Source organism: Rhodococcus sp. 06-462-5, from assembly GCF_002258315.1.
Classification (GTDB): Bacteria; Actinomycetota; Actinomycetes; order Mycobacteriales; family Mycobacteriaceae; genus Rhodococcoides.
Window position 1 is genome coordinate 1 of sequence record NZ_NOYD01000001.1, and the last position, 22,490, is coordinate 22,490.

Here is a 22,490-nt window from a genome sequence, read left to right on the forward strand (position 1 = left end):
TCGGACACCTCAGGGGCGGGCGGCACCGTCTCGATGCCGTCCACCCCTGATCCGCCGTCCCCCGAAAGCATGAACAGAATCTACCGCGACCCACCGACACACTTTCGAACACGCGTTTGATAGTTTCGAACGGTAGCGAGCGCCCGAGTGCGCCGACGAAGAGCCCATCACTTGACCTCGACTGCCCTCGAGGTTCTACGGTATCGCCCATGACCGACGCGACGCCGTGGACAAGGGACATCCCACCGATTCAGGGTCTGGGCTTGATGCGCCTGAAGGACGATGGGTGGGGAGATTCGGACCGGGATCCTGCCGTCTTGGTCCAAACTGCCGTCGAAGCCGGCGTGACGTTGTTCGATACCGCCGAAATGTATGGCAACGAAGCACTTGTGGGGCGCGCCTTGGGTTCGCATCGCGATCAGGTGACACTATGCAGCAAGTTCGGCGTCTATTGGGGCGAGTCGGGTCGGTTCGACGACTGGTCGGTGAGGGCAGATCCGAACACCGTCCACATTGCAATCGACGGCACGCTTGAGCGACTCGGTGTCGACCACCTCGATGTCTACTACCTGCATCATCGCAGCGAGGAGACGCCGATAGAGGAGACCGTCGCTGCGATGGCAGAACTGAAGCAGGCAGGCAAGATTCGCCACCTGGGTCTGTCGAACGTCACCGTCGATGACATCCGGCGCGCCCACGCAACACATCCCATTGCCGTTGTGCAACAACAGTGGTCGCTCGCCCGCCGCGAGGCAGAATCGTTCCTCCCGACTCTCGCAGAGCTCGACATCGCACTCGTCGCACACTCCCCCCTCGGCCATGGCAGCCTGACCGGCTCGGACGACACACCACTTGTCGAGACTCTCGAGAGGATCGCGTCGAACAGAGGCATGACAACCGGCCAGATCGCGTTGGCCTGGGTTCATCATCGCAGCAACGATGCCGCCGCGACCGTTGTTCCGCTACCCGGGACGTCGTCGATTTCTCACCTGCGCGCGAACATCGATGCGGCGCAGCTGGTACTCGACAGCTCCGAAATCGAGCAATTGGATGCCGGTTCGCAGATTGTGCCCTAGCCACTCCTCGCGTACACAACGGGTTGTCTCAGCCAGGCCGGATGTCGGTAGTCTGACGTCTGTGGCATCGAGCACTTATCGCACGGAATGGTCGAACGCTGATCTGCAACAGGATGTCTCGGAAGCAGGCTGGGTAGATGACAGTCTGAAAGTCGTCGCCGAAACCACGGTGGGCTCGCTGGTCCCCACTGTGTTCGACGCCTATGCGCGCATCGACTATCCCGCTCGTAACGGCAGGCCGAACCCCTTGTCGCCGGCGAAAACCGTTGTAGCCTGGCATGTTCAGCTGGTTTCCATCATCGAGGTACTCGCCCGAAGCACGAACACACCGAAAGAATGCTGGTTCGCGGTCTGGGAAGGCAACACCGCACTCGACGACATTCGCGAAACGGCAGTCATCACCGTGAACTACGACCAGCCCACCAACGACTCAGATCCTCAACCATTCGGTGCAATGGTCTCGACCAGAAGTACGTTTCGCTGCACACCGAAACTCGTTGGTAATGACCCGTTTTCGCGATACTCCATCCGCCCGTACGGCGTCACGCTGAACATGCCAGGGTGCGGCGTCGCAGTTCGTTCCTCGTGCTGTGCCAGGAATCCTGGGCGATCCAACACGCGGACGCTACCCCGCGGTCTCGTCCTGAAGTCCAACCACAGGTATCTGTCCCACACCAAACAGCCGTGCAACATCACGTCCCCGACCATGCTGCCGTCGGACATCATCGCGGTAAAACCGTTGCCGAGGTGAGCGATCCACTCCGTTCTGCCATCGATATCCACGGCCTCGACCCGAGCCGGCACCTCAGCGCACACCTCCGGGGGCAGTTCCATCTGCTCTGGTGACGCCCAGTACGTCGTGGGTGAGAACACCGCACCTACTACTGGCTCGTCAGGCCAGGGTTCCATGTCCTCGAGCATCCACAGGTGCGGCATGTCAAAAGAAATCAATCAGAACTGCGCCCTCGGCGCACCCATTCCCGGGTCGATTTGGAACGGTCCGCTTGCAGAAGGCGCTATCGGGAAGTCGAAGATCGCGGTGGGGATGTACACGGTGGCACAGGAGTTCGGGATGTCCACCACCCCGGACAGGCGTCCTTCGATCGGGGCCGATCCCAGTAGCAGGTATGCCTGCTCGGGGCTGTAGCCGAACTTGGTGAGGTAGTCGATCGCATGCATGCAGGCGTTCTGGTAGGACAGGTCGGAATCCAGATACTTCTGCTCGCCGTCCACGGTCACCGAAATACCCGAGAACGCAATCCATTCCGAGTACTGCGGCGCGGTGTTGCCGGGCATGAAGATCGCGTTCTCGCTCACTCCGTACGTTTCCATGCCGCCCTTGATCAGGTCGACGTGCAGGTCCATGAAGCCACCCATTTCGATGGCACCGCAGAACGTGATCTCCCCGTCACCCTGGGAGAAGTGCAGATCACCGAAGGACAGCTTCGCGCCCGGCACGAACACCGGATAGAAGACGCGGGTGCCCTTGGTGAGGTTCTTGATGTCCTGATTGCCACCGTTCTCGCGAGGCGGTGCCGTGCGTGCGGCTTCGCCTGCGACACGGGTGAATTCGTGACCGCTCAACGAGCCGAGGATTGCACCGTCGGTCTCGGGTGCCAGGGCCAGTGGCGGAACCCGATTGGGATCTGTCGCGATCAACGCACCTTCACGAGCGTTCCACTTCGCCAACAGTTGCGCCGAGGGCGCGGTCCCCATGAGGCCGGGATGAGTGATGCCGGTGTACTTCACGTGCGGCACGTGGCGAGATGTGGTGGTCTGACCGGAAAAATCCCAGATCGCCTTGTACGCGTCGGGGAATCGATCGGTGAGGAACCCGCCGCCGTTCTGCTTTGCGAAGATCCCCGTGTAACCCCAACCCTGACCGGCCAGCGGACCCGAATCCTCCTGCGGTATCGGTCCCACGTCCAGGATGTCGACTATCAGCAGGTCCCCGGGCTCGGCACCCTCGATGTGGAAGGGCCCGGACAGTGTGTGCACGTTGTTGAGCGGAGCATTCAGGATGTCCTCGGCAGAATCGTCGTTGTGGATGGCCCCGTCGAACCATTCGCGACAGTGGGCCCGAAAGGACGTGCCGGGTTTGACTGTGACCGCAGCCGGGATATCGGGATGCCATCGGTTGTGGCCGACGACCTCCTGCTCGGTGAAACTCTTCGTCGAGTCGAGCGGAAACAGCAGTTCGGGCACGAGGCACCTCCGGTTGCGCGGATTCTCCTGCCTCGATCATTGCACCGTCGCGGTCCGTCCGGTCGGATATGGCGTGTAAATCTTGTATGACCAAATCTTGTATGAGGTTGTGCCATAACGTTGCTGATATCTCGTCTCCGGCTACCCTCGTATACGTGCCCACCTACAGTTTCCGCTGCGCGCGACGATGCGCCCCCGTCGAACAGCGATTCTCCATGGCCGACGCGCCCCCGCAGGTGACGTGCCCGGACTGCGGAGAAGCGGCCCCACGACAGGTCTCTTCGCCTGCTCTCGGACGTGGGAACAGCGCTGCGATGAAGGCACACGACGCCTCTCGCGCCACCGCGGACACACCTGCCGTGGTCTCGTCCCTACCACCGGCCGGCAGATCGGCAACAAGGACCACATCCAATCCACTGCATCGCCGCCTGCCTCGCCCCTGACGACCCGGCGTTTCCCTTTCGTGCCGACAGGGAAGTCCGACGGAATGTCCACACTGCCAGCTCCCCCGTCGATTGCCGACGGCTCCACCACCGAGGACGTCGTCGACTGGGTTGCCGAGCATCTGGGCGATCTGACGCGCGAGGGTCCGGATGGCGTCACGGCGGGTGGCATTCGCGGCGGGCAGTCCGCTGCCGATGCCGCCCTGGCCGGACTCGACATCACCGGATATGCGCGCGATCGCAGCACCGTTCTACCGGTGAATCGCCGCGGCGCAAGCCGCATGTCGCCGTACATCCGCCACGGACTGCTGACTCTGCGAGAGGTCTGGGATGCCGTCGCCGACGCTCCCCCACGTGACCGTTCCCGCTATCGCGACGAGCTGATGTGGCAGGAGTACGCGCGTCATCTCTACGCGCGCACCGGATCGGATCTCGGCCGTTCGCTACGTCGTGAGCAGCCGCGACCGCAGGGCTGGACCGCGCAGCCCTGGGCCGAAGAGATGAACTGCATGTCCTCGGTCGTGGGTGAATTGCACGAGGACGGCTGGCTGGTCAACCAAACTCGCATGTGGCTCGCCTCCCAGTGGGCAGTCCGCGCCGGAGCGACGTGGCGCGACGGCGAAGACGAGATGTTCGCCCACCTGCTCGACGGCTCCCGCGCCGCCAACCGCCTCGGCTGGCAGTGGACCGTCGGTACCGGAAGCGGCAAGGTCTACGGATTCAGCCGGTGGCAGGTGAACAAGCGAGCACCGTCCCTGTGCCGCAACTGTGCACTGAAAGATGCGTGCCCCATCGAGAAGTGGCCCGACGACGATCTCGGCCCAGCGGTAGACGGTCCCGATCTGAACAAGGCCCCGATTCCCGCCGGCCCAGCCCACGTGGAAGGCGCTGGTGCAGAGCAGGTGTGGATAACAGCGGAGTCACTCGGCACTGCAGACCCGGCACTGGCCGCCGAGACCGACCGACCCGCGGTGTTCGTCTTCGACGAGCCGCTCCTGCGCAAACTGAGGCTCTCCGGCAAGAGGCTGGTCTTTCTCGCCGAGACGCTCGGTGAGATCGCGTCGACCCGTTCGTTGGAGGTGCGCCGCGGTCGAGTTGCCGACGAACTCTCCGGACGCGCCTTGGCTACCACCTGGGCGCCCGTTCCCGGCTTCTCCCGCATCGCCGACGCCACAGCCCCGGTCGAGTTGCACCCGTGGCCGTGGCTGGTGCGACCCACCACCTCCTCGGTCCGCTCGTTCAGCGCGTGGCGTCGGAGTCATTGAACGGCAGTCACTGACCGGATCTATCTCCGCTGCACCGAAATCTGGCCTTCTTCACTGGTGATGGAAACCGACCTCGGCGAGTTCGGATCGTCGACGACGTCGATGTCGACATCTCCCTTCTCGGACGTCGCCTCGACGTCGTAGAACTCGGCCGCCGGAAGTTCGATCATGCTGTCACCCTGCATGTTCTGCACACGTACCGAATTCGGTGGCACCCTCGAATCCAGTGCGACCTGGCCGAACGTCGTGTCCACGTCCAGTGCCGACACAGCCGCATCGGTGATGTCGACGTCACCGAATCTGGTTGTTACGTCCAGGGTCCCGGCAGATCCCCGAGCGGTCACCGAGCCTGCCGACGTGGACACCGATGTTTGCGCGTCGACGTCGGTGAGTACGACGTCGGCCGCCGCGCCGTCGATGTCGAGCATCAGTCCAGCCGGTACCCGTAGTTCGAGACCGATGTCGCAGCTGCCACGCTTTCGGTAGGAACATTCCACTTCGATCTTCGAGCCGTCGTCACTGATACCGACCGTCGGGGTATCTCCTCGGTAGGACCCCTCCGCTCGCACGTGCAACTCCGAGTCGGAACTCGTCGATACCGACACACGGGCGAATCTGGTTGTGACAGAGAGATTCTTTCCGACGATCGCGGTATCGGCGGAGTAGTCGAAGGACTGCGTCTTCGGCGTGGTGAAACCGACGGCGAGGGTGGCCGTCGTGGCCGCTCCTGCGGTGCCGATGACCGCGACAGCTATCGAAACGGCAACGACGTTGCGCCACATCGACTTCTTCATTGGATCGCTCCCAGATATCGTAGGACGGCCATGACGCGGCGGTGATCGGCACTGTCTCCGAGTAGACCGAGCTTGGCGAAGATGTTTCCGATGTGCTTCTCCACGGCTGCTTGACCGACCACCAGTGCAGAGGCAATTCCGGCGTTCGACTTACCTTCGGCCATGGCGGTCAACACGTCCCGCTCCCGCGGAGTCAGCGAATCGAGTGGATCCGATCGTGGGGCCCGCGCCAGGATCTGCTGCACCACTTCGGGATCGATGACGGTTCCGCCGGTCGCAACGGTCCGCACGGCGTCGGCGAACTCGTCCACATCGGCCACTCGGTCTTTCAGCAGGTATCCGACGCCGTCCGTGCTCTGCCGGATGAGCTCGGCTGCGTACCGTTCCTCCACGTACTGAGAGAGCACGAGAACTCCTACAGCGGGCCACCGTTGGCGAATGACCAGCGCTGCGCGCAGACCTTCGTCCAAGAAGGTCGGCGGCATGCGTACGTCGATCACGCAGACGTCAGGAAGCGGATCGGCAGCGGACATGGCTGCGAGCAGTTCCGACGCATCGGCCACCTTCCCGATCACGTCTGCTCCGGTATCGATCAGCAAGCGAGCGACGCCCTCTCGCAACAGAACCGAATCGTCGGCGATGATCACTCGCACGGGATGCTCACCTCGAGCCGCGTCGGGCCGCCGGACGGCGACGTGATGGACAGGGTTCCGTCGATTCCGCTGAGCCTGTCCTCTAGCCCGGCCAGGCCGCCTCCCGGTGCCGGATGCGCTCCCCCACAACCGTCGTCGACCACCGTCACTCGCACTGCGGACTCCACTCTCGAGACGTCGACTCCGACGTGCTCGGCATTCGCGTGCTTGCTCACGTTGGTCAGGGCCTCCGAGACGACGAAGTAGACCGTCGACTCGACGGTGGCGTCGGGGCGTCGATCACCGGAGAGGGCAGGGTCGATCCGAACGGTGACCGGTACCGTACACAACGCCGCGACGGACGACAGTGCGGCGTCGAGACCACGGTCGGTCAGGATCGGCGGATGCAGACCGCGGGTGAGGGTGCGGATTTCGCCGATCGCGTTCTTGGCCTCCCGGTGGGCATCGTCGAGCAATTCCTTCAGGACCGCATCCTCGGTCGCCGCGACGCGCGATTTCGCCTGTCCCAGTGACATTGCCACCGATACCAAGCGCTGCTGCGCCCCGTCGTGCAGATCGCGTTCGATGCGACGGCGTTCGGCATCCGCAGCGTCGACGACGCGAGCACGACTCACCGTCAATTCGTCCACTCGCCTACTGGATTCGGATCGGCCGAGAAGGGCTGCGGCACTCCACCAGTCGAGTCGCGCCAGGGCCGTGAGCAGCAGCGGCACACCCGCAACGAAGGTCACCAGCGAGGCGAAGCCGACCAACGCGACGAACGGATAACCCACCCGATCGCCGATTTCGAGCTGGTTCCCGACCGGGTTCGTCACTATCCACGCGACCGGCGCCGCCGCCAGAACCGGCAGGGCCACGAACAGCGCCGGAAGCAAGAACAGCAGCACGGCCGAGACCGGAATGCGAACGAGCCAGTAGCACAACGACTTCCACAGCCCGATATCGCGGAGGCACCAGACGAACTTGCGCCAACTGGTCGGGTACACGGTCACGTCAGGACCCTCGATGGGAGTTCCACCGGTGAAACCGATTCCGGCACGCGCGGCACGGTCCATCCACCGGAGCGCCACGATCGTCAACGCGAAGACGAGCACACCGCTGAGCGCAAACGGCAATGCACACACCGCCAGTATCAGCAGTCCCAGGATCATCCAGCCACCGAGGCCGGCGACCGTCGATGCCAGCAACGACGCCACCGCCAGCCACCAGTGTGGCGATATCCATGCCCTGAGCGGATTCAGGGGAATCGGTAGTGCCTCGTTCATGCGGATCAGCCTAAGTCGGGCGTCATCGGCTTGTCCGCACTGTGAACCCACGACCCGAGGTAGGGCCAGCCCTACCGTCGATCCGTGGGTCGATCGTGGTGTTTTCCGCGGTCCGGACGACAAGATTCGACAGGTATGAACCTGAACATCCTCGATGTCGACCGGTTGTCGTCCGTGCCCGTGTGGGTCGTCTTCGCCGTCGTCTTCGTACTGCTGGCATTCGAGTCCGCGTCGTTGCTGGGTCTCTTCACGCCAGGAAACAGCGTGCCGATCACACTCGGGGTGCTGACGTCGATCGGTGTCGTGCCGTGGTTGCCTGCCGTCGTCACCGCGGCGGTGGCGTCGAGCATGGGTGCGCAGTGGGCGTTCTGGCACGGTCGCCGCACCGATACGGTGTTGGGTCTCGGGCGTGCTGAGTCGGCGCTGCCTGCCGCGGTGATGAGGGTCGTCCTCGGGCTGACCAAACAGGCGCGATCACGACCACGCGCTGTCGCCACCGCCGGACATCTCATCGGGGGTATCCGCACCATCACGCCGCGACTGGTAGCGACCTCCTCACTGCGGCATCGCGAATACGCGGTGCTCAGCCTGCTGGCCGCTGTCGTGTGGGCGAGTGCACTGGTGTCGGCCGGAGCGTGGCTGGGTGACCAGACACTCATCAGGACCGCGCTCGGGTACGCCTGGATTCCGGCCGTGACCATCATGGCTGCCACGCAGCTCAGGCGTCGAACACGCTCGTCTTCTCCCGAACTTGTCGGAGCCCGGTGATATCAAGGAGGTACAGAGAGACGACAGAAAGGGATTCGCATGTCCGCACGCTTCGATACCTGCAACGGCACACTCGTGATCCACGCGGTCGGCGGTGCGGAGTGCACGGAGCCGGACTGCGTGGATCTCGAGTACGTACGTCACTTCCTGGTGCTCGAATGCGAGGAGGTCACCGGCGGTTGCCAGTGCACCGCCCTCGTGGAGTTCGCTCAGGCATCCTGACGTCGAACCACCGGCTGCTGCAGTTCGGTCACCCAATTCTCCTGCGGCTGCGGCTCGGACACCAGGTAGAACTCGCGGCAGATACCGGAGAGTTCGTAGCCGTTCGCCTCGATCCACGCGATGAACTGCTCCCAGGTCTCGCCGATCGTGGCCATCGAACCGTGGTGAACGGTGGTCACCGCGAGCTCGACGGGAGGTAGCTCGCGAACCTCGTAGCCCTCGCCGGCCACGACCTGAGGTCCCACCTCGAATGCTGCATGCACGGTGATGCCGGTGCCGTCCCCGTCGTCGACGGCCTCGTACATGGCGATGGACGACGGCCCGAACGTCACGCCGTGCCCGGTGAGCGTCTGGGCGAGCCGGGCGTACATCGGGCCGATGACCGGGCCGATGTTCTCGGGCCCGAACCCGGCGGCTGTCTCGGTGACGGCGGCAATACGGGTGGCCGGCAACGACTTGGTATCCACGGTGATCATCGAAATCCCTTCGGTGTAGGAGAGTCGCGCATCGATACGACGCAAGCGAGCGGCGTCGAGATCGAGTCGACGAGCGACATCATCGCGCTTGGCGGTGAGCATCTCGCGTAGCCGATCGGCATCGACCTGGCCGTGCACGATCTGCGTCACCTCGTCGAGCCTGAACCCGAGGTCCTTGAACATGAGAATGCGTCCCAGAAGCTCGAATTGCGAACCGTCGTACGAGCGGTAGCCCGTGAACGGATCCACCCGCGCGGGCGTCAACAACCCGATCTCGTCGTAATGCCGAAGCATGCGAACCGACACCCGGCCGATCGATGCGAACTCTCCGATGCTGAACATGACCCTCCGAGGTTCTCGTCTCACACAGTGTGAGAGTCAAGTGCCGAAAATCGGGTGCACTGAACCGCGCTGAGCGCGGTCGACTGCACCCGATTCTTCACGGCACGGGAATCCGGAAGCGAACCACCGAGCCGATGCAGTCGACTCGCTCACCTCCGGCACGCTTCAGGGTCGCTATCGAGGCCGCGTTGCTCACCTCGCAGACCGCCGTCACCCGGGTCATGCCCATGCCCGCGGCGAGCGTCAGCACCTCGCGTACTGCCCACGATGCAACTCCCCGACCTCGTTCGGACGGGCGAACCCCGTAGCCGATATGCCCGAGACGGTCGGCGAGTTCGTGGCTGTCGTGTCTGAGTGCGACGCCGCCCAACACTCGTTCGCCCGCCACGATCCAGCGGTACTTGCACTCCGTATCGCCTCGAAGCCGCTCGACCCAATCCGAAAAGCCTTGTGCCGTCTCGACATCGTCGTCGACCGTCAACCCGAAACCGTCCTCGTGGAACCCCGGCCCCCACTCCGTACGACAGTCCAGCCACGCGTCACGCAGATCGTTGGATGGCTCGACCAGTTCCACAGCACCCGCTCGAAGATCGACGCCCATACCTGCCTCCGTTTCGGATTAACGACGGTTACGGGAGGATGGAATTCAGATCCGAGGTCGAAACATACGCGCCGTCAGCGGTACACGGTGAATTGATCGCCCCATGATCGGGTCATGTGTCCCGCAGCCGAGGCCACGACCATGTTCCGCGGATCTACACCTTCGGGTTGCGGAATCGACCATCCGATCTCACCGGTGCGGGCGTCGATGGAATGCGCGCCCTGATAGTCGCCGAAGACGAAGTTCTTCCCGTCGGTCAGTCCACTGCGCACCCAATATGCGTCCTCCCACGGCGTCACCCATCGCTCGGCGCCGTCGTCGATGTCGAGACCTGTGAGCGTCTTCGCCTCCGGATCGGTGACGATGACGACTCGGTCGACCACTGCAACCAGGGCCGATTGAGCTCCGCTGAACTCCGACTGCACCATGGCTGGATTGCGCCAGAGCTCGTCGCCGGTATCGGGGTCGTAGGCACCGTCGCCGAGGAACATCGGCGGCGGATTCCGTGGGTTGCTCGGGTACATCGATGCACCGTACGACGGCCGCGGAATCGCTCGGATCACCGAGCCGTCTGCCGCCAGGAGATTCTGAGTGCCGACGGTTCCCGATTCGCTTCCGATGCTCGACAGCCACAAGCCGTTCCCGACGCTCCGGACCGAGTCACCCTCGTAGGTGAATACCTCTGCGCCACTGTCGAGATCGAAAATCGTGTAGATGTATTGCGGGGTGCCGTCACCCCTGGACGTCAACATCACCGACTTTCGATCCGGCGTGACATACACCGAGGAGAAGTCGCCGGACCGCTCGAACGTGCGGCGGAAGTCGGACTCGACGGCCGTTGGAGTACCTTTCGTCAGCACCGGCGTTCCGTCCAGATTTCCAGAGACGAAGACGGTCTGGTCCACGATTCGTGCTCCGTTCACATCGAAATCCGTTCCGACGTCCGCGACCAGCGCCCCGTCGGACGTGTCGACGGACACCACGCGCCGATCACCCCAGCACGCGAGCAACTCCGATTCCAGTTCCGGCGCACACTGATTCACCCGCCCGATGGGCGTCTGCCACAGTGGCGCTCCGTCATCGGGATCGACACCGACGAGCGTGACCGCACCGACCTCGGCACCGCTCGACGAATCTACAGCCGGAAGCGGATAGCCGGTGGCAGCGATGAGCACAGTTCCGGCGTCGAGAAGTCCGCTGTACCCGTAGTACTGATCGAGCAGGCTTGGCATCGAGAGCAACACATAGCCTTCGTTGTCGCTCAAGGCCCGCACGTCGGCAGTCCACGCGAGCTCCGGAGGCGAATCCAGTGACGATTCGACAACCGATTCCGACTGTCGGGCGTCCACGGTCTCCCGCTCGTTTGTCGCGACCCGAACAACGACGAACACTGCGCCGACAACCATAGCCAGAACAAGAGCACTCAGCTTCCAGCGTTCGCTACGAGTGAGATTCACCGGGCGACGGTAACATTCCTCGGCATTCGAGCGGCCCTGCTCCAGCGACCCGACCGGAGGCCTTCAGGCAACTCCCACCGGATAGTGCAGCGGTAATCCCGTCTCTCCGACACCGAGTTCGAGGATCGCCCATTGACGCGGGTCGATGGCGAGTAGTCCGTGGTTCGACACGATCAGCGACGTCCCGCGGAATGCGACCGACGCGGGCGTCGAGTACGGGATGGACCGAGTGATGCTCTCGACGGGCGTGGGCAGCGACGCCACCACCGAACGTGTGTCGGGATCGACCACCTCGACGGCGTTGTACAGCGGATTCCCGATCGGCAGGTAGATGCGCCCGCTGGACCCGATGGCCACGCCGTCACCCTGACTCGCCACCGCCACTGTCTCGAGAGCACCTGGGCTACCGTCGGCCAGTACCGAAAGTCGATGGACCACACCACGACCGAACGATTCGACGCGCGGCACCAGGGACGCGGTCACGACGAAGTTCAGCCGTCCGGCAGCGTCGAACTGCATGCCGTTGACACCGTAGACAGAAGCGAATTCCGCATTCTGATACCAGATCTCGGCCGCCCCACCGCCGGCAGGCACCTTCCAGATGGTGGCCTGGTTCAGGTCGCTGACGTACATGGTTCCGTCGGGCGCGAACGTCGCCCAGTTCGGCCAGGCCGGTCGATCGACGGGCGACGGCTCGCAAGGGTTGCCTGCGGCCCCGGCACAGGTCGGGAGGTCGGCAAATGTCGCGTAGACCGTCTGCGTGCCGATCGCCGGATCGATGCGTACTGCCCGCGCCCCCGAGTAGTCGAGGGCGTAGACCCGACCGTCGCCGTCGAGTGCAATCCCGGTGACGCCGTGTTCGGCGGGTACGCGATCCGCCAAGGAATATGTCTCCAGCAGGCTACCGTCGGCGGCCCAATGCCAGACGTCCGCAGACGAATAGGGCCGGTTCGACCCCAACCAGATACTGCCGTCCTCGGGATCGACCGCAATTCCTTCGGGTTGCCCGGGCAGCGGCACCACAGCGATATCCCTCGTCTGCCCGTAGTCGGGGGAACCGTCCGGCGGTTCGGCCGCCGCCTCGGGCGCGGTCACGACCGCGCCCGACAGGCAGGCTGCCATCAACGAGAGAACGAGAACCCCGATCCGGCGTCCGTTCATCGAGGGGCGATGGAACCGAGGAAGGAGGTGGTCCAGATCGCCGAATTGGCAGATCCTGCAGCGTCGTTCGTCGGGACCAGACCGTTGAGCGTCACCTGACCACCGGTCAGCCCGAGAGCGGGCTGCGGCGGCAACGTGAAGCCGCAGGACTGCTGTACGGTGCCCGGTTCGATGGGCAGGTCGGTACGACGGCACTGCCCGGTGGACGTGGCCGTGAGCGCGGGCGTGACGCCGTAGCTCGTGATGCTCAACGATGCGCCGAAGTCCGGGGACGACGGGTTCTGATAGCAGACCGACGCGGTGGCTGCGACGTCTGCGGAGGGCTCCGTCGATGCCGCGCCGGTGGCGGCGTCCACGGACACGGCGTGGATCTCGGTGGTGCGTACGCCACCCGGGCATGCGGGAGTGCTTCCGGTCGAGACCGAGTTCACCTCGCGTCCGACGCTGTACTTCACCGAACCGGTCGGTTGCGGTGTTCCTGCAACGGGTTCCGGCACGGGAGCAGTACCTTCACCGAGTGTGTAGAGGGTCCACAGCGATCCGGTGCGTCCGTCCGGCAGACGAAGCGGGTTGGCGATGGAGTTACTGGTCGCGACACCGTCGACCACCCCGGAATCGTTGGGGTTCACTCGCAGAACACAATCGACGGCCGCCCGTCCTGGCAAGCCGATCATGAACTCGAGCCCGCACGGGCCGTACATCGAGAGCTCGCCCAGACCGGGAGCCGTCAGTGCGCCCCACTGGTCGAGGAAGGCCTGGCCGTCGATGATCGGTCCGTCGCACACGTAGATCGGTCCGACGTTCTGAGCCGTCGGGTTCTGCAGGAAGCCCGTCGACGGGTCGTTGGTGAAGGTGTACATCCGCGCGTCGAGACGCTCGACCACGGTCGACGAACGCGGGGAGCCGAAGTAGTCGTTGCACGCGGCGTTGTCCTCCGCGGTGGGACGCTGGCCGCTGTCGACGGTACGGAAGACGCTGAAGTTACCCGGCCCGTTGTCGATGGACCCCATGATGGTCGCTGGTGCCGGACTCGGCGCAGGATCCGCCGAGGCCGTAGCAATCGGACTCAACGCGACCGCCACTGCAGACACCACGACGCCGCGCAACCACTTCTTCGACACTTCGTATCCCCCGGAAAATATGGATCCGCAAATGGTGCAGATCGGACTCACCCCGCCGAGGAGACTAGCGCAACAGGCGTTGAGAAGCGAGAGTTGGGGAGATCGCATCGGACAGAAATTTCGGACCTGTCGGTACGACACGGCTATGGTTCGACCTGCACAGTCACCGACCTAGGAGAAACTCCATGAACAAGCGCCTGGCATCGTATTCGATTACAGCACTGGCTGTTTCCACATTCTTCGTGGCACAGCCCGCCGGTGTGGCGAACGCTGCCCCGTGCTCGGACGTCGATGTGTCGTTCGCTCGCGGCACCGGGGAATTCCCCGGTCTCGGCATCACCGGCACGCCGTTCGTCGATCGGCTGAAGTCGGAGTTGTCGGACCGCTCGGTCGGTACGTACGCGGTGAACTACGCGGCCGACTTCACCCAGGCCAGCGCAGGCCCGGGATCACGGGACCTCGTCGCACACCTCACATCCGTCGCAGCGGCATGCCCGTCGACGACGTTCGTGATCGCGGGCTACTCACAAGGGGCCACCGTGGTGACCAACGCTGTGGGTGTGCGGACCAGCAGCAGCCTCACCGGAGCCGTCATTCCGGCGGAGATCGCCGACCGCATCGACGCGATAGTGGTGTTCGGCAACCCGCTCGGGCTCCGCGGCAGCAGGATCGAGACCGCCAGCGTCACGTACGGCCCGCGCACACAGAGCTTCTGCGCCGTCGGCGACCCGGTGTGCCAGATCGGCGGCTTCGATGTTCTCGCGCACCTTCGGTACGGAACCAACGGGTCGACCACCGACGGTGCCCAGTTCGCTGCGGATCGAGTTCGTAGCTGACCGAATATCAGCGGCGCAGGTTCAATCCCGTCGTGGTCGAGAAGTAGTGGGCAGCCTCGGCGCGGGGGGCGATTCGGAGGACATCGCCCTGCGACGGGGTCGCGATGTCGGGGATTCGCGCGATGATCTGCGCGCCGACGGTTCCGAGGTTCGACGCGTCCTCGACGGTGCGGCCGTAGATGTAGGCGTCCGCACCGAGTTCCTCGACAACGTCGACGACGATGTCGGTACCGGAGTCGGAGAGCGTCCACGCTTCCGGTCGGACGCCCATCGTGACTCGGCTGCCGTCGATTCGGTCGGAGATCGCGCGCTCGATGGGCACCGACAGCGATCCGAGTTTCGCAGCACCGGCCACGACGTCCACCTCGAACAGGTTCATCGCGGGCGATCCGATGAATCCTGCGACGAATGCGTTGACCGGGCGCTCGTAGAGCTCCTTGGGGCTGGCGCACTGTTGCAGCACACCGGCTTTCATGACGGCGACGCGATCGCCCATGGTCATGGCCTCGACCTGATCGTGAGTGACGTACACGGTGGTGGTGCCGAGCCTGCGCTGGAGCAGCGAAATCTGGGTACGGGTCTGCACGCGCAGTTTGGCGTCGAGGTTGGAGAGCGGCTCGTCCATGAGGAACACCTGCGGGTTGCGCACGATCGCGCGGCCCATTGCGACGCGCTGACGCTGACCTCCGGAGAGCGCCTTGGGTTTACGACCCAGGTAGTCGGTGAGATCGAGGATCTTCGCAGCCTCCTCGACGCGTCGGCTCACCTCGGCCTTGTCCATTCCGGCGATCTGCAGTGCGAAGCCCATGTTCTTGGCAACGGTCATGTGCGGGTACAGCGCGTAGTTCTGGAACACCATCGCGATGTCGCGTTCCTTGGGTGCCAGCGAGGTGACGTCCCGGTCGCCGATCTTGATGGCACCGTAGTCGACGTCCTCCAGCCCGGCGAGCATCCGCAGCGAGGTGGACTTGCCGCAGCCGGAAGGCCCGACGAGGACGAGGAATTCGCCGTCCTCGATGGCGAGGTCCAGCGATTCGACTGCTGCGACGTCCGATCCCGGGTAGAGCTTGGTGGCTCCTTCGTACGTGACCTGTGCCATGGGAGTGCTCCTTTGTATGGGTTAGAAGAATCTGTGCGCAGAGCCGGCGGGCTCGGCGGTGAGGAAGGTGGGTTCCGGCAGTTCGTATCTTGCTGCGCTGGAGGTGATCTCGTCCGCCACGGCCACAACGAGATCCGAGGGCACCAGCGCAATGGCCGAGCCGCCGAATCCACCGCCGGTCATCCGCGCTCCGTGCGCACCTGCGCGCAGGGCCGCGTCGACAGCGCTGTCGAGTTCCGGTGAGCTGACCTCGTAGTCGTCTCGCAACGACGTGTGCGACGCGGTCATCAGCTCACCGAGTTCGGCACCTGCAACACCCTGGTCCAGCAGCTCGACGGCCTGCTCGACTCGACCGATCTCGCTGACGACGTGGCGAACTCGCGCGATCAAGGTCTCGTCGACGAGTCCCGAGACCGCCCGCTCGAGGTCGAGACCCCGTAGCGTCGTCACCCCCAGTTCGGCGTACGCCGTATCCAGGGCGGCGCGCCGGGCTCCGTACTGACCGTCCACCAGACGATGCGGGGCGTTGGTGTCGATCACCAACAGGCGAGTCCCCGACGTGGCCAGATCGAGGGGAATCTGACGCGTCGAACCGTCGAGGCAGTCGAGCAGCAGCGCGTGTCCTCGCTCGGCCGACATCGCGATGTTCTGATCCATGCCGCCCGTCGACGCGCCGGCGATCTCGTTCTCGGCGCGAATATTGGCTTCGATCAATACTTTTCGGTCGAGGCGAAGATCGAACAGGTCGTCGAGCGCGAGAGCGAACGAGCATTCCAGGGCCGCCGAGCTCGACAGCCCCGAACCCACCGGCACCGAGGAGTGCACGGCCACGTCGACTCCGCCGACTCCATGCTCCAGAAGTGCCCAGGACACCCCGGCCACATAGGCCGCCCAACCCGAAGGGTTGCCCGGACCGATCTCGCCGAGCTCACCGGTCCACGACCGGTCGGTGTGCGTCGACACGGCACGCATCGTGGTGTCCTCGCGGCGACGCACTGCCACCGCGGTGGCGTACGGCAGCGCGAACGGCAGCACGAGTCCGCCTGCGTAATCGATGTGCTCACCGATGAGGTTGACGCGACCCGGAGCGATCCAGACGCCGTCGGGATCACCGCCGAATGTACTGCGGAACAACGCTGCTGCACCGTCGGCGAGATCCTCGTCGGCCATCACGTCGAGCCAGTTCACGCCAGTACCTCGCGCATCCGGTCCGCGATCCGCTCGGGAGTGGTGTCGTTGATCCAGGCCCCCATCGCAGATTCCGAACCGGCGAGGAACTTCATCCGACCGGGTGAGCGCATCATCGAAAACAGTTGCAGATGCAGGCGTCCCAGTTCGCGATCTGCTCCAACGGGTGCCTGGTGCCACGCCGCGATGTACGGCACCTCGTCGACGCCCTCGAAGAATGCGTCGACTCCGCGCAACAGACCCCGATAGACCACGGCCAGCTCGTCGCGCTCGGCACCGGTCAACTCGGCGAGATCTGCGACGTCGCGACGCGGAGCGAGATGTACCTCGACCGGCCACCGCGATGCTGCAGGCACGTACGCAACCCAGTGCTCGGCGTCGACGACGATGCGTCGACCCGAACGGAGCTCGGCGGCAAGCACGTCGGCCAGCAGAACTCGGCCGGTTCGCTCGAAGTGTTTGCGAGACTGACGGATCAGCGCATCGGTGCGCGGCGGGAGGTAGGGGTAGGCGTAGATCTGACCGTGCGGGTGGGTCAGAGTGACGCCGATCTCCTTACCGCGGTTCTCGAAGCAGAAGACCTGCGCAACGCCGGGGATGGCGGACAGCGCGGTGGTGCGATCGGCCCAGACGTCGATGATGGTGCGGACGCGAGAGAGCTCCAGCGCCACGAAGGACGTATCGGGGTCACTGGCGAAGCAGATCACCTCGCACCGACCGGTGCCGGGTGCCAACGACCACAGCGCTTCGCCGTCCACCTCGGTCGGAAGCGACTGCTGCGCTGCAGTTTCGGACAGAGACGGAAAGCGGTTCTCGAACACCACCACGTCGTAGTCGGCCGCCGGGATCTCGGTGGCCGGACGGTCCGGTCGGCTCGGTGCCAACGGCGACGCGTCGGCCGGCGGCAGGAACGTGCGGTCCATCCGCTGCGCGGCGATGACGATCCATTCACCGGTGAGTATGTCGAATCGCATCTGCGATTGCGACATCGACGGCGAGAGGGCTCGCGTATCGACCAGATCGCGGGTGGCTCCACCGGAGAGGTAGGGCTCGGTGTCGTCGTAGTAGATCAGTTCACGGCCGTCGGCCAGAGTGGTCGACGTCTTGCGCATCGAGTGCGTCGTGGCGTCATGCGCGGTCATCGAGTGCTCGTTCCTCGTTCGTGTCGGGGGATTGCTCTCCGGCGATCACCACGTCGTCGACCGTCTCGGACAACGCCTCGTGGACGCCGGGGTCGAGTCCGGCATCGGTGACGAATACGTCGACGCGCGAAAGCGGAATGGTGTTGGCCAGCGCGCGAACACCCCACTTGGTGTGGTCGGCAAGGACGATGACGCGTCGAGACGACGCGACGAGTGCCTGATTGGTCTGTGCTTCCATGAGATTGGGGCAGGTGAGCCCGGATTCGATGTCCACACCGTGTGTGCCGAGGAACAGCATGTCCAGGTGGATACTCTGCAGGGCACTGACTGTGAGAGGTCCGACGAGCGCGTAGGACGGCGTGCGCTGTCCGCCGGTGAGCAGCACCGTCTGATCCGACCGGCCACCGGTGTGGAAGACCTCGGCGACGGGCAGGGAGTTGGTGACGACGGTGATGTCCGGAACGTCGAGCAGTTCCTGTGCGAGTGCGTGCGTCGTGGTGCCGCCGGAGATGCCGATGGAGGTCCCGGGCCGCACGAATCGTGCTGCGGCACGGGCGATGGCGGCCTTGGCATCTCGATCGAGTTCGGACTTGGCCGAAAACCCCGGCTCGAACACGCTGGCCGATCGCGGCAACGTCACGCCGCCGTGCACCCGCTCGACCAGACCGCGGGCGACGAGCTCGTTGACGTCGCGTCGAATGGTCATGTCCGACACCGACAGTGCAGCACCGAGATCTGCGACCTTGACCGCGCCCTCGGCCGTCACCTGGTCCAGGATCTTCTGCTGACGCTGATGGGCGAGCATCAGCGGTTCTCGGCGATCACGGCACTGCCGCCTGCGGCCAGGATGAGTTCGCCGTCGATCTGTGCGCCGCCCACCAGATCGGTACCCGAGGCAGGCACGCTGACCTTGTCGGTTCCGTGGTTGAGCACGAAGAGCCAGGACTGCTCCCCCGCCGACCGTCGGACGATCTCCACGTCCGATCCGAGGTCGCGTCGGGTGTCGATTTCGGCTGCAGCGCAGAGCTTGTCGGCCAGTGAGGCCCAGCCTGCCGCGTCGGGCACGGTGGCCGCGTACCAGGCCGCGCCGCTGCCGACGGTGCGCTTGGTCAACGCGGGGACGCCCCGCAGGTGGCCCCGGGTGTGCCGCGCCAGCACGTCGACATCCTCCGCCGCGGTGAGATATTCGCTCCAGATCTCGCCGACGGTCTCGTCGTCGAGCTTGAGCGTCTCGCCGTCGGCGAGCGGGAAGAACTCCTCGACTCGGACGCCGAGCAGCTCGCGGAATGCGCCCGGGTAGCCGCCGAGTCGCACGTGGTCGTCCTCGTCGGCGATTCCCGAGAATGCGGTGACCAGTACCTGCGCGCCGGCATCGGCCGCGTCGGCTATCCGCGCCGCGGTCTCGTCGCTGCACAGGTACAGAGCCGGCACGACGACGATGTCGTAGCCACTGAGGTCCGTGGACGACGGAACGACGTCTACGGTCACGCCGGCGGAGGTGAAGCCGCGGTGTGCGCGTCGGGCAATCTCCATGGGCTGCATCGCCATCGACGGATGGCCCTCCTGCTCGCACGCCCACTGCGAGGCCCAGTCGAAGAGCACGGCAACTCGGGCATCGACGGTGCTGCCTGCCACCGGGGCCATGCGACGCAGCGCCGCGCCGAGTTCGACGACCTCGCGCCAGCGGGCGGAGTCCTCACCCGCGTGCGGAACCAGAGCCGAATGGAACTTCTCAGCGCCCGCCTTGGAGGCACGGAACTGGAAGTAGGCGATACCGTCTGCTCCACGTGCCATGTGCGCCAGGGAATTGCGCATCATCTCACCGGGGACCTTGGCGCGGTTGATGTGCTGCCAGTTGACGGCGCTGGTGGAATGCTCCATCAACAACCAGGGTCGACGGCCGGCAACGCCACGGGTGAGGTCGGCCGAGAACGAGAGCTTGTGATGCGCTGCGGCGTCGCCGGTCTCGGGTCCGACGAGGTAGTGGTCGGTGGAGACGATGTCCTGCTCGGGGGCCCAGGACGCGTAGTCCATGTTGCCCGCGAGCGCGGGGCCCTGGCCCATACCCACCATGAAGTTCGTGGTGACCGGCACGTCCGGGGTGATCCGGTTCAGCACGGCCTTCTCGGCGCGGTACTGCTCGAGGAGGGCATCGGAGCAGAAGCGGCGCCAGTCGAGCTGGTGCGTCGGGTTTCCGAACGTGGTGCTCACCGAGGGCGGAACGATCTCGTCCCAGTCGCTGTAGCGCTGGCTCCAGAAGTCGGTTCCCCAGGCGGTATTGAGGGTCTCGAGGTCGATGTACCTGGCGCTGAGCCACTCTCGGAATGCATGCGCGCTGTCGTCGGAGTAGCACAGTGCGTTGTGGCAGCCGAGTTCGTTGGAGACGTGCCACATCGCCAGGGCGGGGTGCTCGCCGTAGCGATGCGCCATCTTCTCGACAAGCACGAGCGAATGTTCGCGATACACAGCGGAACTGGGGCTCCACGTCTGACGGCTGCCGATGGCGTAGCGGTAGCCGCGCTCGTCGACCGGACGCATCTGCGGGTGAGCGGTGGCCAACCATGGCGGGGGTGAGGCCGTCGCCGTTGCGAGGTCGACGCGGATGTCGCCCTCGTGCATCAGATCCATGACGCGGTCGAGCCACTCGAAGTTCCACGTCGACGCGGTCGGCTGCAGGCGAGCCCAGGAGAAGACACCGACGGTCACGAAGTCGACGCCGGCCTCGTGCATCAGCTCGACGTCGCGTCGCCAGACGTCCTCGGGCCACTGCTCGGGGTTGTAGTCGCCGCCGAAAGAGATTCCCTGGGTCGGCCAGGTGCTGCGTCGCGCTGTGTCCATGCTCACAATATGAACGAGCGGTTCTCAGATGTCAACATGAATGAACATTTTCTTACTGATGCAGGTGAGCGGCCCTCCAGGGGCTTGACAGACGCCGTTGCGTCGTGTTTCTGTAACCTGCATCACCCCGAATGGTCAGAGAAGCGACGCGGGGCCTACCGCGTAGATGTTCATTTCTGATCGTTATCGATACTTCTCGTCGAAGGACTTCCATGAACCCACACGAGTGGCCGCGCACGTGGCAGCCGTCCCGACGCGACTTCCTGCGGTCAGCGCTCGTCGCAGCGGGTGCGATCACCGCCGGTGGCGCGCTGTCGGCATGCTCGAACAGCGTCGACCCGAACGTCACCACGCTCGGGTCACGCTTGTCCGACCCCAACTCCAAACTGGGTGTCGAGGACTTCGTCGCGATGTACCGACAGCAAACCGGGCGACAGCTCGCCGTCAACACCGTCGACTCGACGTCGTTCCAGGAGAACGTCAACAACTACCTCCAGGGCACGCCCGACGACGTCATCACCTGGATGGGTGGGTATCGGGTGAAGTACTTCGCCGAGAAGGGGCTGGTGGAGGACCTGTCGCCGATCTGGGCGAACCACGGCGGTGGCTTCAACGAGAGCTTCCGCGAGAACTCGACCGGCATGGACGGCAAGCAGTACCTGATCCCGTTCTTCTACTATCCGTGGGCGGTGTTCTACCGGCCGAGCCTGTGGGCCGAGCGCGGGTACGAGCCCCCGGCGACGTACGACCAGTGGGTGGCACTGAGCAAGCAGATGCAGGCCGACGGCCTCACCCCGATCGGCTTCGGTGCCCGCGACGGATGGCCGCCCTTCGGAACGTTCGACTATCTGAATCTTCGACTCAACGGCGTCGAGTTCCACCGAACCCTGCTCGCCGGCGACGTGAGCTGGACCGACAATCGCGTGCGCTCGGTGTTCGACACCTGGCGTGAACTGCTGCCGTTCCACCAGCCACAACCACTGGGCCGCAAGATCGCCGATGCGCAGATGGCACTGCTGAACAAGAGCGTCGGCTCGCTCGTCGCCGGAATGTTCGTCGCCCAGAGCTTCCCCGCCGGTGCCGAGCGCGACGATCTGGACTTCTTCACCTTCCCCGAACTCGACTCCGCCGTCGGAACGTCCACGGTCGAGGCACCGATGGACGGGTTCATGATGCGCACCGACCCGCGTAACCGGCCCGGAGCCGAGGACTTCCTCACCTACATGACCGGACCCGACCCTGCCGTCGCATACGCGAAGCAGGATCCGCAGGCCATTCCCGCTCACCGTGACGCCGACCTGTCGAGTTTCCCTGCGCTGGTGCGCAAATCGGCTGATCTGGTGCAGAACGCCGAGGAGATCACGCAGTTCTTCGACCGCGATACCCGTCCCGATTTCGCGTCGATCGTCATGATCCCGGCCCTACAACAGTTCATCGGCAACCCCAACGATGTCGACGGCCTGGTACGCAGTATCGAACGCCAGAAGTCGGCGGTGTTCGGAACATGATCGTGCGCAGTGCGATTCGGCCCCCATCAT

Annotated in this window: 22 protein-coding genes; 8 read left to right on the plus strand and 14 right to left on the minus strand. The window is 64.6% G+C overall.

The window, feature by feature from the left end; translation table 11 throughout:
• The first annotated feature begins 209 nt into the window (after positions 1-209).
• Together CH251_RS00005 and CH251_RS27310 are read left to right on the plus strand one after the other, a co-directional pair.
• Positions 210-1,076 (plus strand): aldo/keto reductase, encoded by an 867-nt coding sequence (locus tag CH251_RS00005; RefSeq protein ID WP_218828252.1) that lies wholly within the window; start codon positions 210-212, stop codon positions 1,074-1,076.
• Between the two features lie 61 nt (positions 1,077-1,137).
• Positions 1,138-1,827 (plus strand): hypothetical protein, encoded by a 690-nt coding sequence (locus CH251_RS27310; RefSeq protein WP_179273655.1) that lies wholly within the window; start codon positions 1,138-1,140, stop codon positions 1,825-1,827.
• 200 nt (positions 1,828-2,027) lie between these two features.
• Here the strand turns inward: CH251_RS27310 and fmdA are convergent, their stop codons facing one another.
• A complete protein-coding gene (gene fmdA / locus CH251_RS00015) occupies positions 2,028-3,281 on the minus strand; it encodes a formamidase (RefSeq protein ID WP_094611268.1) in 1,254 nt (417 codons plus the stop codon).
• A 101-nt stretch (positions 3,282-3,382) separates the two neighbouring features.
• Here fmdA and CH251_RS00020 point away from each other — a divergent pair, with 101 nt between their 5' ends.
• Together CH251_RS00020 and CH251_RS00025 are read left to right on the plus strand one after the other, a co-directional pair.
• A complete protein-coding gene (locus tag CH251_RS00020; protein WP_094611269.1) occupies positions 3,383-3,724 on the plus strand; it encodes an FmdB family zinc ribbon protein in 342 nt (113 codons plus the stop codon).
• A 44-nt stretch (positions 3,725-3,768) separates the two neighbouring features.
• The gene (locus CH251_RS00025; protein WP_094611270.1) at positions 3,769-4,989 is read left to right on the plus strand and encodes an FAD-binding domain-containing protein; all 1,221 of its coding nucleotides are present in this window, start codon (positions 3,769-3,771) and stop codon (positions 4,987-4,989) included.
• 20 nt (positions 4,990-5,009) lie between these two features.
• Here CH251_RS00025 and CH251_RS00030 read toward each other — a convergent pair whose 3' ends face one another.
• From CH251_RS00030 to CH251_RS00040, 3 genes are read right to left on the minus strand one after another with little or no spacing between them, the layout of a single operon-like run.
• A complete protein-coding gene (locus CH251_RS00030) occupies positions 5,010-5,783 on the minus strand; it encodes a DUF4097 family beta strand repeat-containing protein (protein ID WP_094611271.1) in 774 nt (257 codons plus the stop codon).
• Positions 5,780-6,436 carry a response regulator transcription factor gene (locus tag CH251_RS00035; RefSeq protein ID WP_094611272.1) on the minus strand — a complete coding sequence of 219 codons (657 nt, stop codon included), beginning with the start codon at positions 6,434-6,436 and terminating at the stop codon, positions 5,780-5,782. Before CH251_RS00035 ends, CH251_RS00030 begins: the two co-directional genes overlap by 4 nt.
• Entirely contained in the window at positions 6,427-7,701 is a 1,275-nt protein-coding gene (locus tag CH251_RS00040; protein ID WP_094611273.1) for a histidine kinase, read from the minus strand. Before CH251_RS00040 ends, CH251_RS00035 begins: the two co-directional genes overlap by 10 nt.
• Positions 7,702-7,836: 135 nt before the next feature.
• On the opposite strand from CH251_RS00040, the gene CH251_RS00045 reads away from it, so the two are divergent.
• Both CH251_RS00045 and CH251_RS00050 read left to right on the plus strand, forming a co-directional pair.
• Positions 7,837-8,469 carry a DedA family protein gene (locus CH251_RS00045; RefSeq protein WP_094611274.1) on the plus strand — a complete coding sequence of 211 codons (633 nt, stop codon included), beginning with the start codon at positions 7,837-7,839 and terminating at the stop codon, positions 8,467-8,469.
• Between the two features lie 39 nt (positions 8,470-8,508).
• On the plus strand, positions 8,509-8,691 hold the full coding sequence (locus CH251_RS00050) for a hypothetical protein (RefSeq protein WP_032397091.1): 183 nt from the start codon (positions 8,509-8,511) through the stop codon (positions 8,689-8,691).
• Here the strand turns inward: CH251_RS00050 and CH251_RS00055 are convergent.
• From CH251_RS00055 to CH251_RS00075, 5 genes are all read right to left on the minus strand, one after another.
• Positions 8,679-9,509 (minus strand): MerR family transcriptional regulator, encoded by an 831-nt coding sequence (locus tag CH251_RS00055; RefSeq protein WP_094611275.1) that lies wholly within the window; start codon positions 9,507-9,509, stop codon positions 8,679-8,681. The genes CH251_RS00050 and CH251_RS00055 overlap by 13 nt on opposite strands.
• A gap of 97 nt (positions 9,510-9,606) precedes the next feature.
• Complete coding sequence (locus CH251_RS00060) at positions 9,607-10,110, minus strand: GNAT family N-acetyltransferase (protein WP_094611276.1); 504 nt, start codon at positions 10,108-10,110, stop codon at positions 9,607-9,609.
• 74 nt (positions 10,111-10,184) lie between these two features.
• Complete coding sequence (locus CH251_RS00065) at positions 10,185-11,567, minus strand: PQQ-binding-like beta-propeller repeat protein (RefSeq protein ID WP_256978721.1); 1,383 nt, start codon at positions 11,565-11,567, stop codon at positions 10,185-10,187.
• A gap of 63 nt (positions 11,568-11,630) precedes the next feature.
• A complete protein-coding gene (locus CH251_RS00070) occupies positions 11,631-12,728 on the minus strand; it encodes an SMP-30/gluconolactonase/LRE family protein (RefSeq protein ID WP_094611277.1) in 1,098 nt (365 codons plus the stop codon).
• Positions 12,725-13,849, minus strand: a complete 1,125-nt coding sequence (locus tag CH251_RS00075) for a hypothetical protein (protein WP_094611278.1) — start codon at positions 13,847-13,849, stop codon at positions 12,725-12,727. The genes CH251_RS00070 and CH251_RS00075 overlap by 4 nt, the downstream gene beginning before the upstream one ends.
• A 185-nt stretch (positions 13,850-14,034) precedes the next feature.
• Here CH251_RS00075 and CH251_RS00080 point away from each other — a divergent pair, with 185 nt between their 5' ends.
• Positions 14,035-14,685 carry a cutinase family protein gene (locus tag CH251_RS00080; RefSeq protein ID WP_094611279.1) on the plus strand — a complete coding sequence of 217 codons (651 nt, stop codon included), beginning with the start codon at positions 14,035-14,037 and terminating at the stop codon, positions 14,683-14,685.
• A gap of 7 nt (positions 14,686-14,692) precedes the next feature.
• Here CH251_RS00080 and CH251_RS00085 read toward each other — a convergent pair whose 3' ends face one another.
• Genes CH251_RS00085 through CH251_RS00105 form a run of 5 tightly spaced genes read right to left on the minus strand, consistent with a single transcriptional unit; the run spans position 14,693 to position 20,952 of the window.
• The gene (locus tag CH251_RS00085; protein WP_094611280.1) at positions 14,693-15,784 is read right to left on the minus strand and encodes an ABC transporter ATP-binding protein; all 1,092 of its coding nucleotides are present in this window, start codon (positions 15,782-15,784) and stop codon (positions 14,693-14,695) included.
• A 21-nt stretch (positions 15,785-15,805) separates the two neighbouring features.
• Positions 15,806-16,954, minus strand: coding sequence for a galactokinase (gene galK / locus CH251_RS00090; protein WP_094611619.1), 1,149 nt, complete (start codon positions 16,952-16,954; stop codon positions 15,806-15,808).
• 14 nt (positions 16,955-16,968) lie between these two features.
• The gene (gene galT, locus CH251_RS00095) at positions 16,969-18,084 is read right to left on the minus strand and encodes a galactose-1-phosphate uridylyltransferase (protein WP_094611618.1); all 1,116 of its coding nucleotides are present in this window, start codon (positions 18,082-18,084) and stop codon (positions 16,969-16,971) included.
• Positions 18,085-18,100: 16 nt separating this feature from the next.
• The gene (locus tag CH251_RS00100) at positions 18,101-18,919 is read right to left on the minus strand and encodes a DeoR/GlpR family DNA-binding transcription regulator (protein ID WP_094611281.1); all 819 of its coding nucleotides are present in this window, start codon (positions 18,917-18,919) and stop codon (positions 18,101-18,103) included.
• Positions 18,919-20,952, minus strand: coding sequence for a beta-galactosidase (locus CH251_RS00105; protein ID WP_094611282.1), 2,034 nt, complete (start codon positions 20,950-20,952; stop codon positions 18,919-18,921). The genes CH251_RS00100 and CH251_RS00105 overlap by 1 nt, the downstream gene beginning before the upstream one ends.
• A 212-nt stretch (positions 20,953-21,164) precedes the next feature.
• Between CH251_RS00105 and CH251_RS00110 the strand changes: the two genes are divergently transcribed.
• Entirely contained in the window at positions 21,165-22,460 is a 1,296-nt protein-coding gene (locus tag CH251_RS00110; protein ID WP_094611283.1) for an ABC transporter substrate-binding protein, read from the plus strand.
• Positions 22,461-22,490: the final 30 nt, after the last annotated feature.

Bases quoted from the DNA above. Each gene is read 5' to 3' on its own strand.
- CH251_RS00085 (WP_094611280.1), bottom strand. From the start codon at position 15,784: ATGGCACAGGTCACGTACGAAGGAGCCACCAAGCTCTACCCGGGATCG.
- CH251_RS00050 (WP_032397091.1), top strand. From the start codon at position 8,509: ATGTCCGCACGCTTCGATACCTGCAACGGCACACTCGTGATCCACGCG.
- galT (WP_094611618.1), bottom strand. From the start codon at position 18,084: ATGCGCAAGACGTCGACCACTCTGGCCGACGGCCGTGAACTGATCTAC.
- CH251_RS00070 (WP_094611277.1), bottom strand. From the start codon at position 12,728: ATGAACGGACGCCGGATCGGGGTTCTCGTTCTCTCGTTGATGGCAGCC.
- CH251_RS00100 (WP_094611281.1), bottom strand. From the start codon at position 18,919: ATGCTCGCCCATCAGCGTCAGCAGAAGATCCTGGACCAGGTGACGGCC.
- CH251_RS00055 (WP_094611275.1), bottom strand. From the start codon at position 9,509: ATGTTCAGCATCGGAGAGTTCGCATCGATCGGCCGGGTGTCGGTTCGC.
- CH251_RS00080 (WP_094611279.1), top strand. From the start codon at position 14,035: ATGAACAAGCGCCTGGCATCGTATTCGATTACAGCACTGGCTGTTTCC.
- CH251_RS00110 (WP_094611283.1), top strand. From the start codon at position 21,165: ATGAACCCACACGAGTGGCCGCGCACGTGGCAGCCGTCCCGACGCGAC.
- CH251_RS00040 (WP_094611273.1), bottom strand. From the start codon at position 7,701: ATGAACGAGGCACTACCGATTCCCCTGAATCCGCTCAGGGCATGGATA.
- CH251_RS00025 (WP_094611270.1), top strand. From the start codon at position 3,769: ATGTCCACACTGCCAGCTCCCCCGTCGATTGCCGACGGCTCCACCACC.
- CH251_RS00105 (WP_094611282.1), bottom strand. From the start codon at position 20,952: ATGGACACAGCGCGACGCAGCACCTGGCCGACCCAGGGAATCTCTTTC.
- CH251_RS00005 (WP_218828252.1), top strand. From the start codon at position 210: ATGACCGACGCGACGCCGTGGACAAGGGACATCCCACCGATTCAGGGT.
- CH251_RS00020 (WP_094611269.1), top strand. From the start codon at position 3,383: ATGAGGTTGTGCCATAACGTTGCTGATATCTCGTCTCCGGCTACCCTC.
- CH251_RS00045 (WP_094611274.1), top strand. From the start codon at position 7,837: ATGAACCTGAACATCCTCGATGTCGACCGGTTGTCGTCCGTGCCCGTG.
- CH251_RS00060 (WP_094611276.1), bottom strand. From the start codon at position 10,110: ATGGGCGTCGATCTTCGAGCGGGTGCTGTGGAACTGGTCGAGCCATCC.
- CH251_RS00030 (WP_094611271.1), bottom strand. From the start codon at position 5,783: ATGAAGAAGTCGATGTGGCGCAACGTCGTTGCCGTTTCGATAGCTGTC.
- galK (WP_094611619.1), bottom strand. From the start codon at position 16,954: ATGGCCGACGAGGATCTCGCCGACGGTGCAGCAGCGTTGTTCCGCAGT.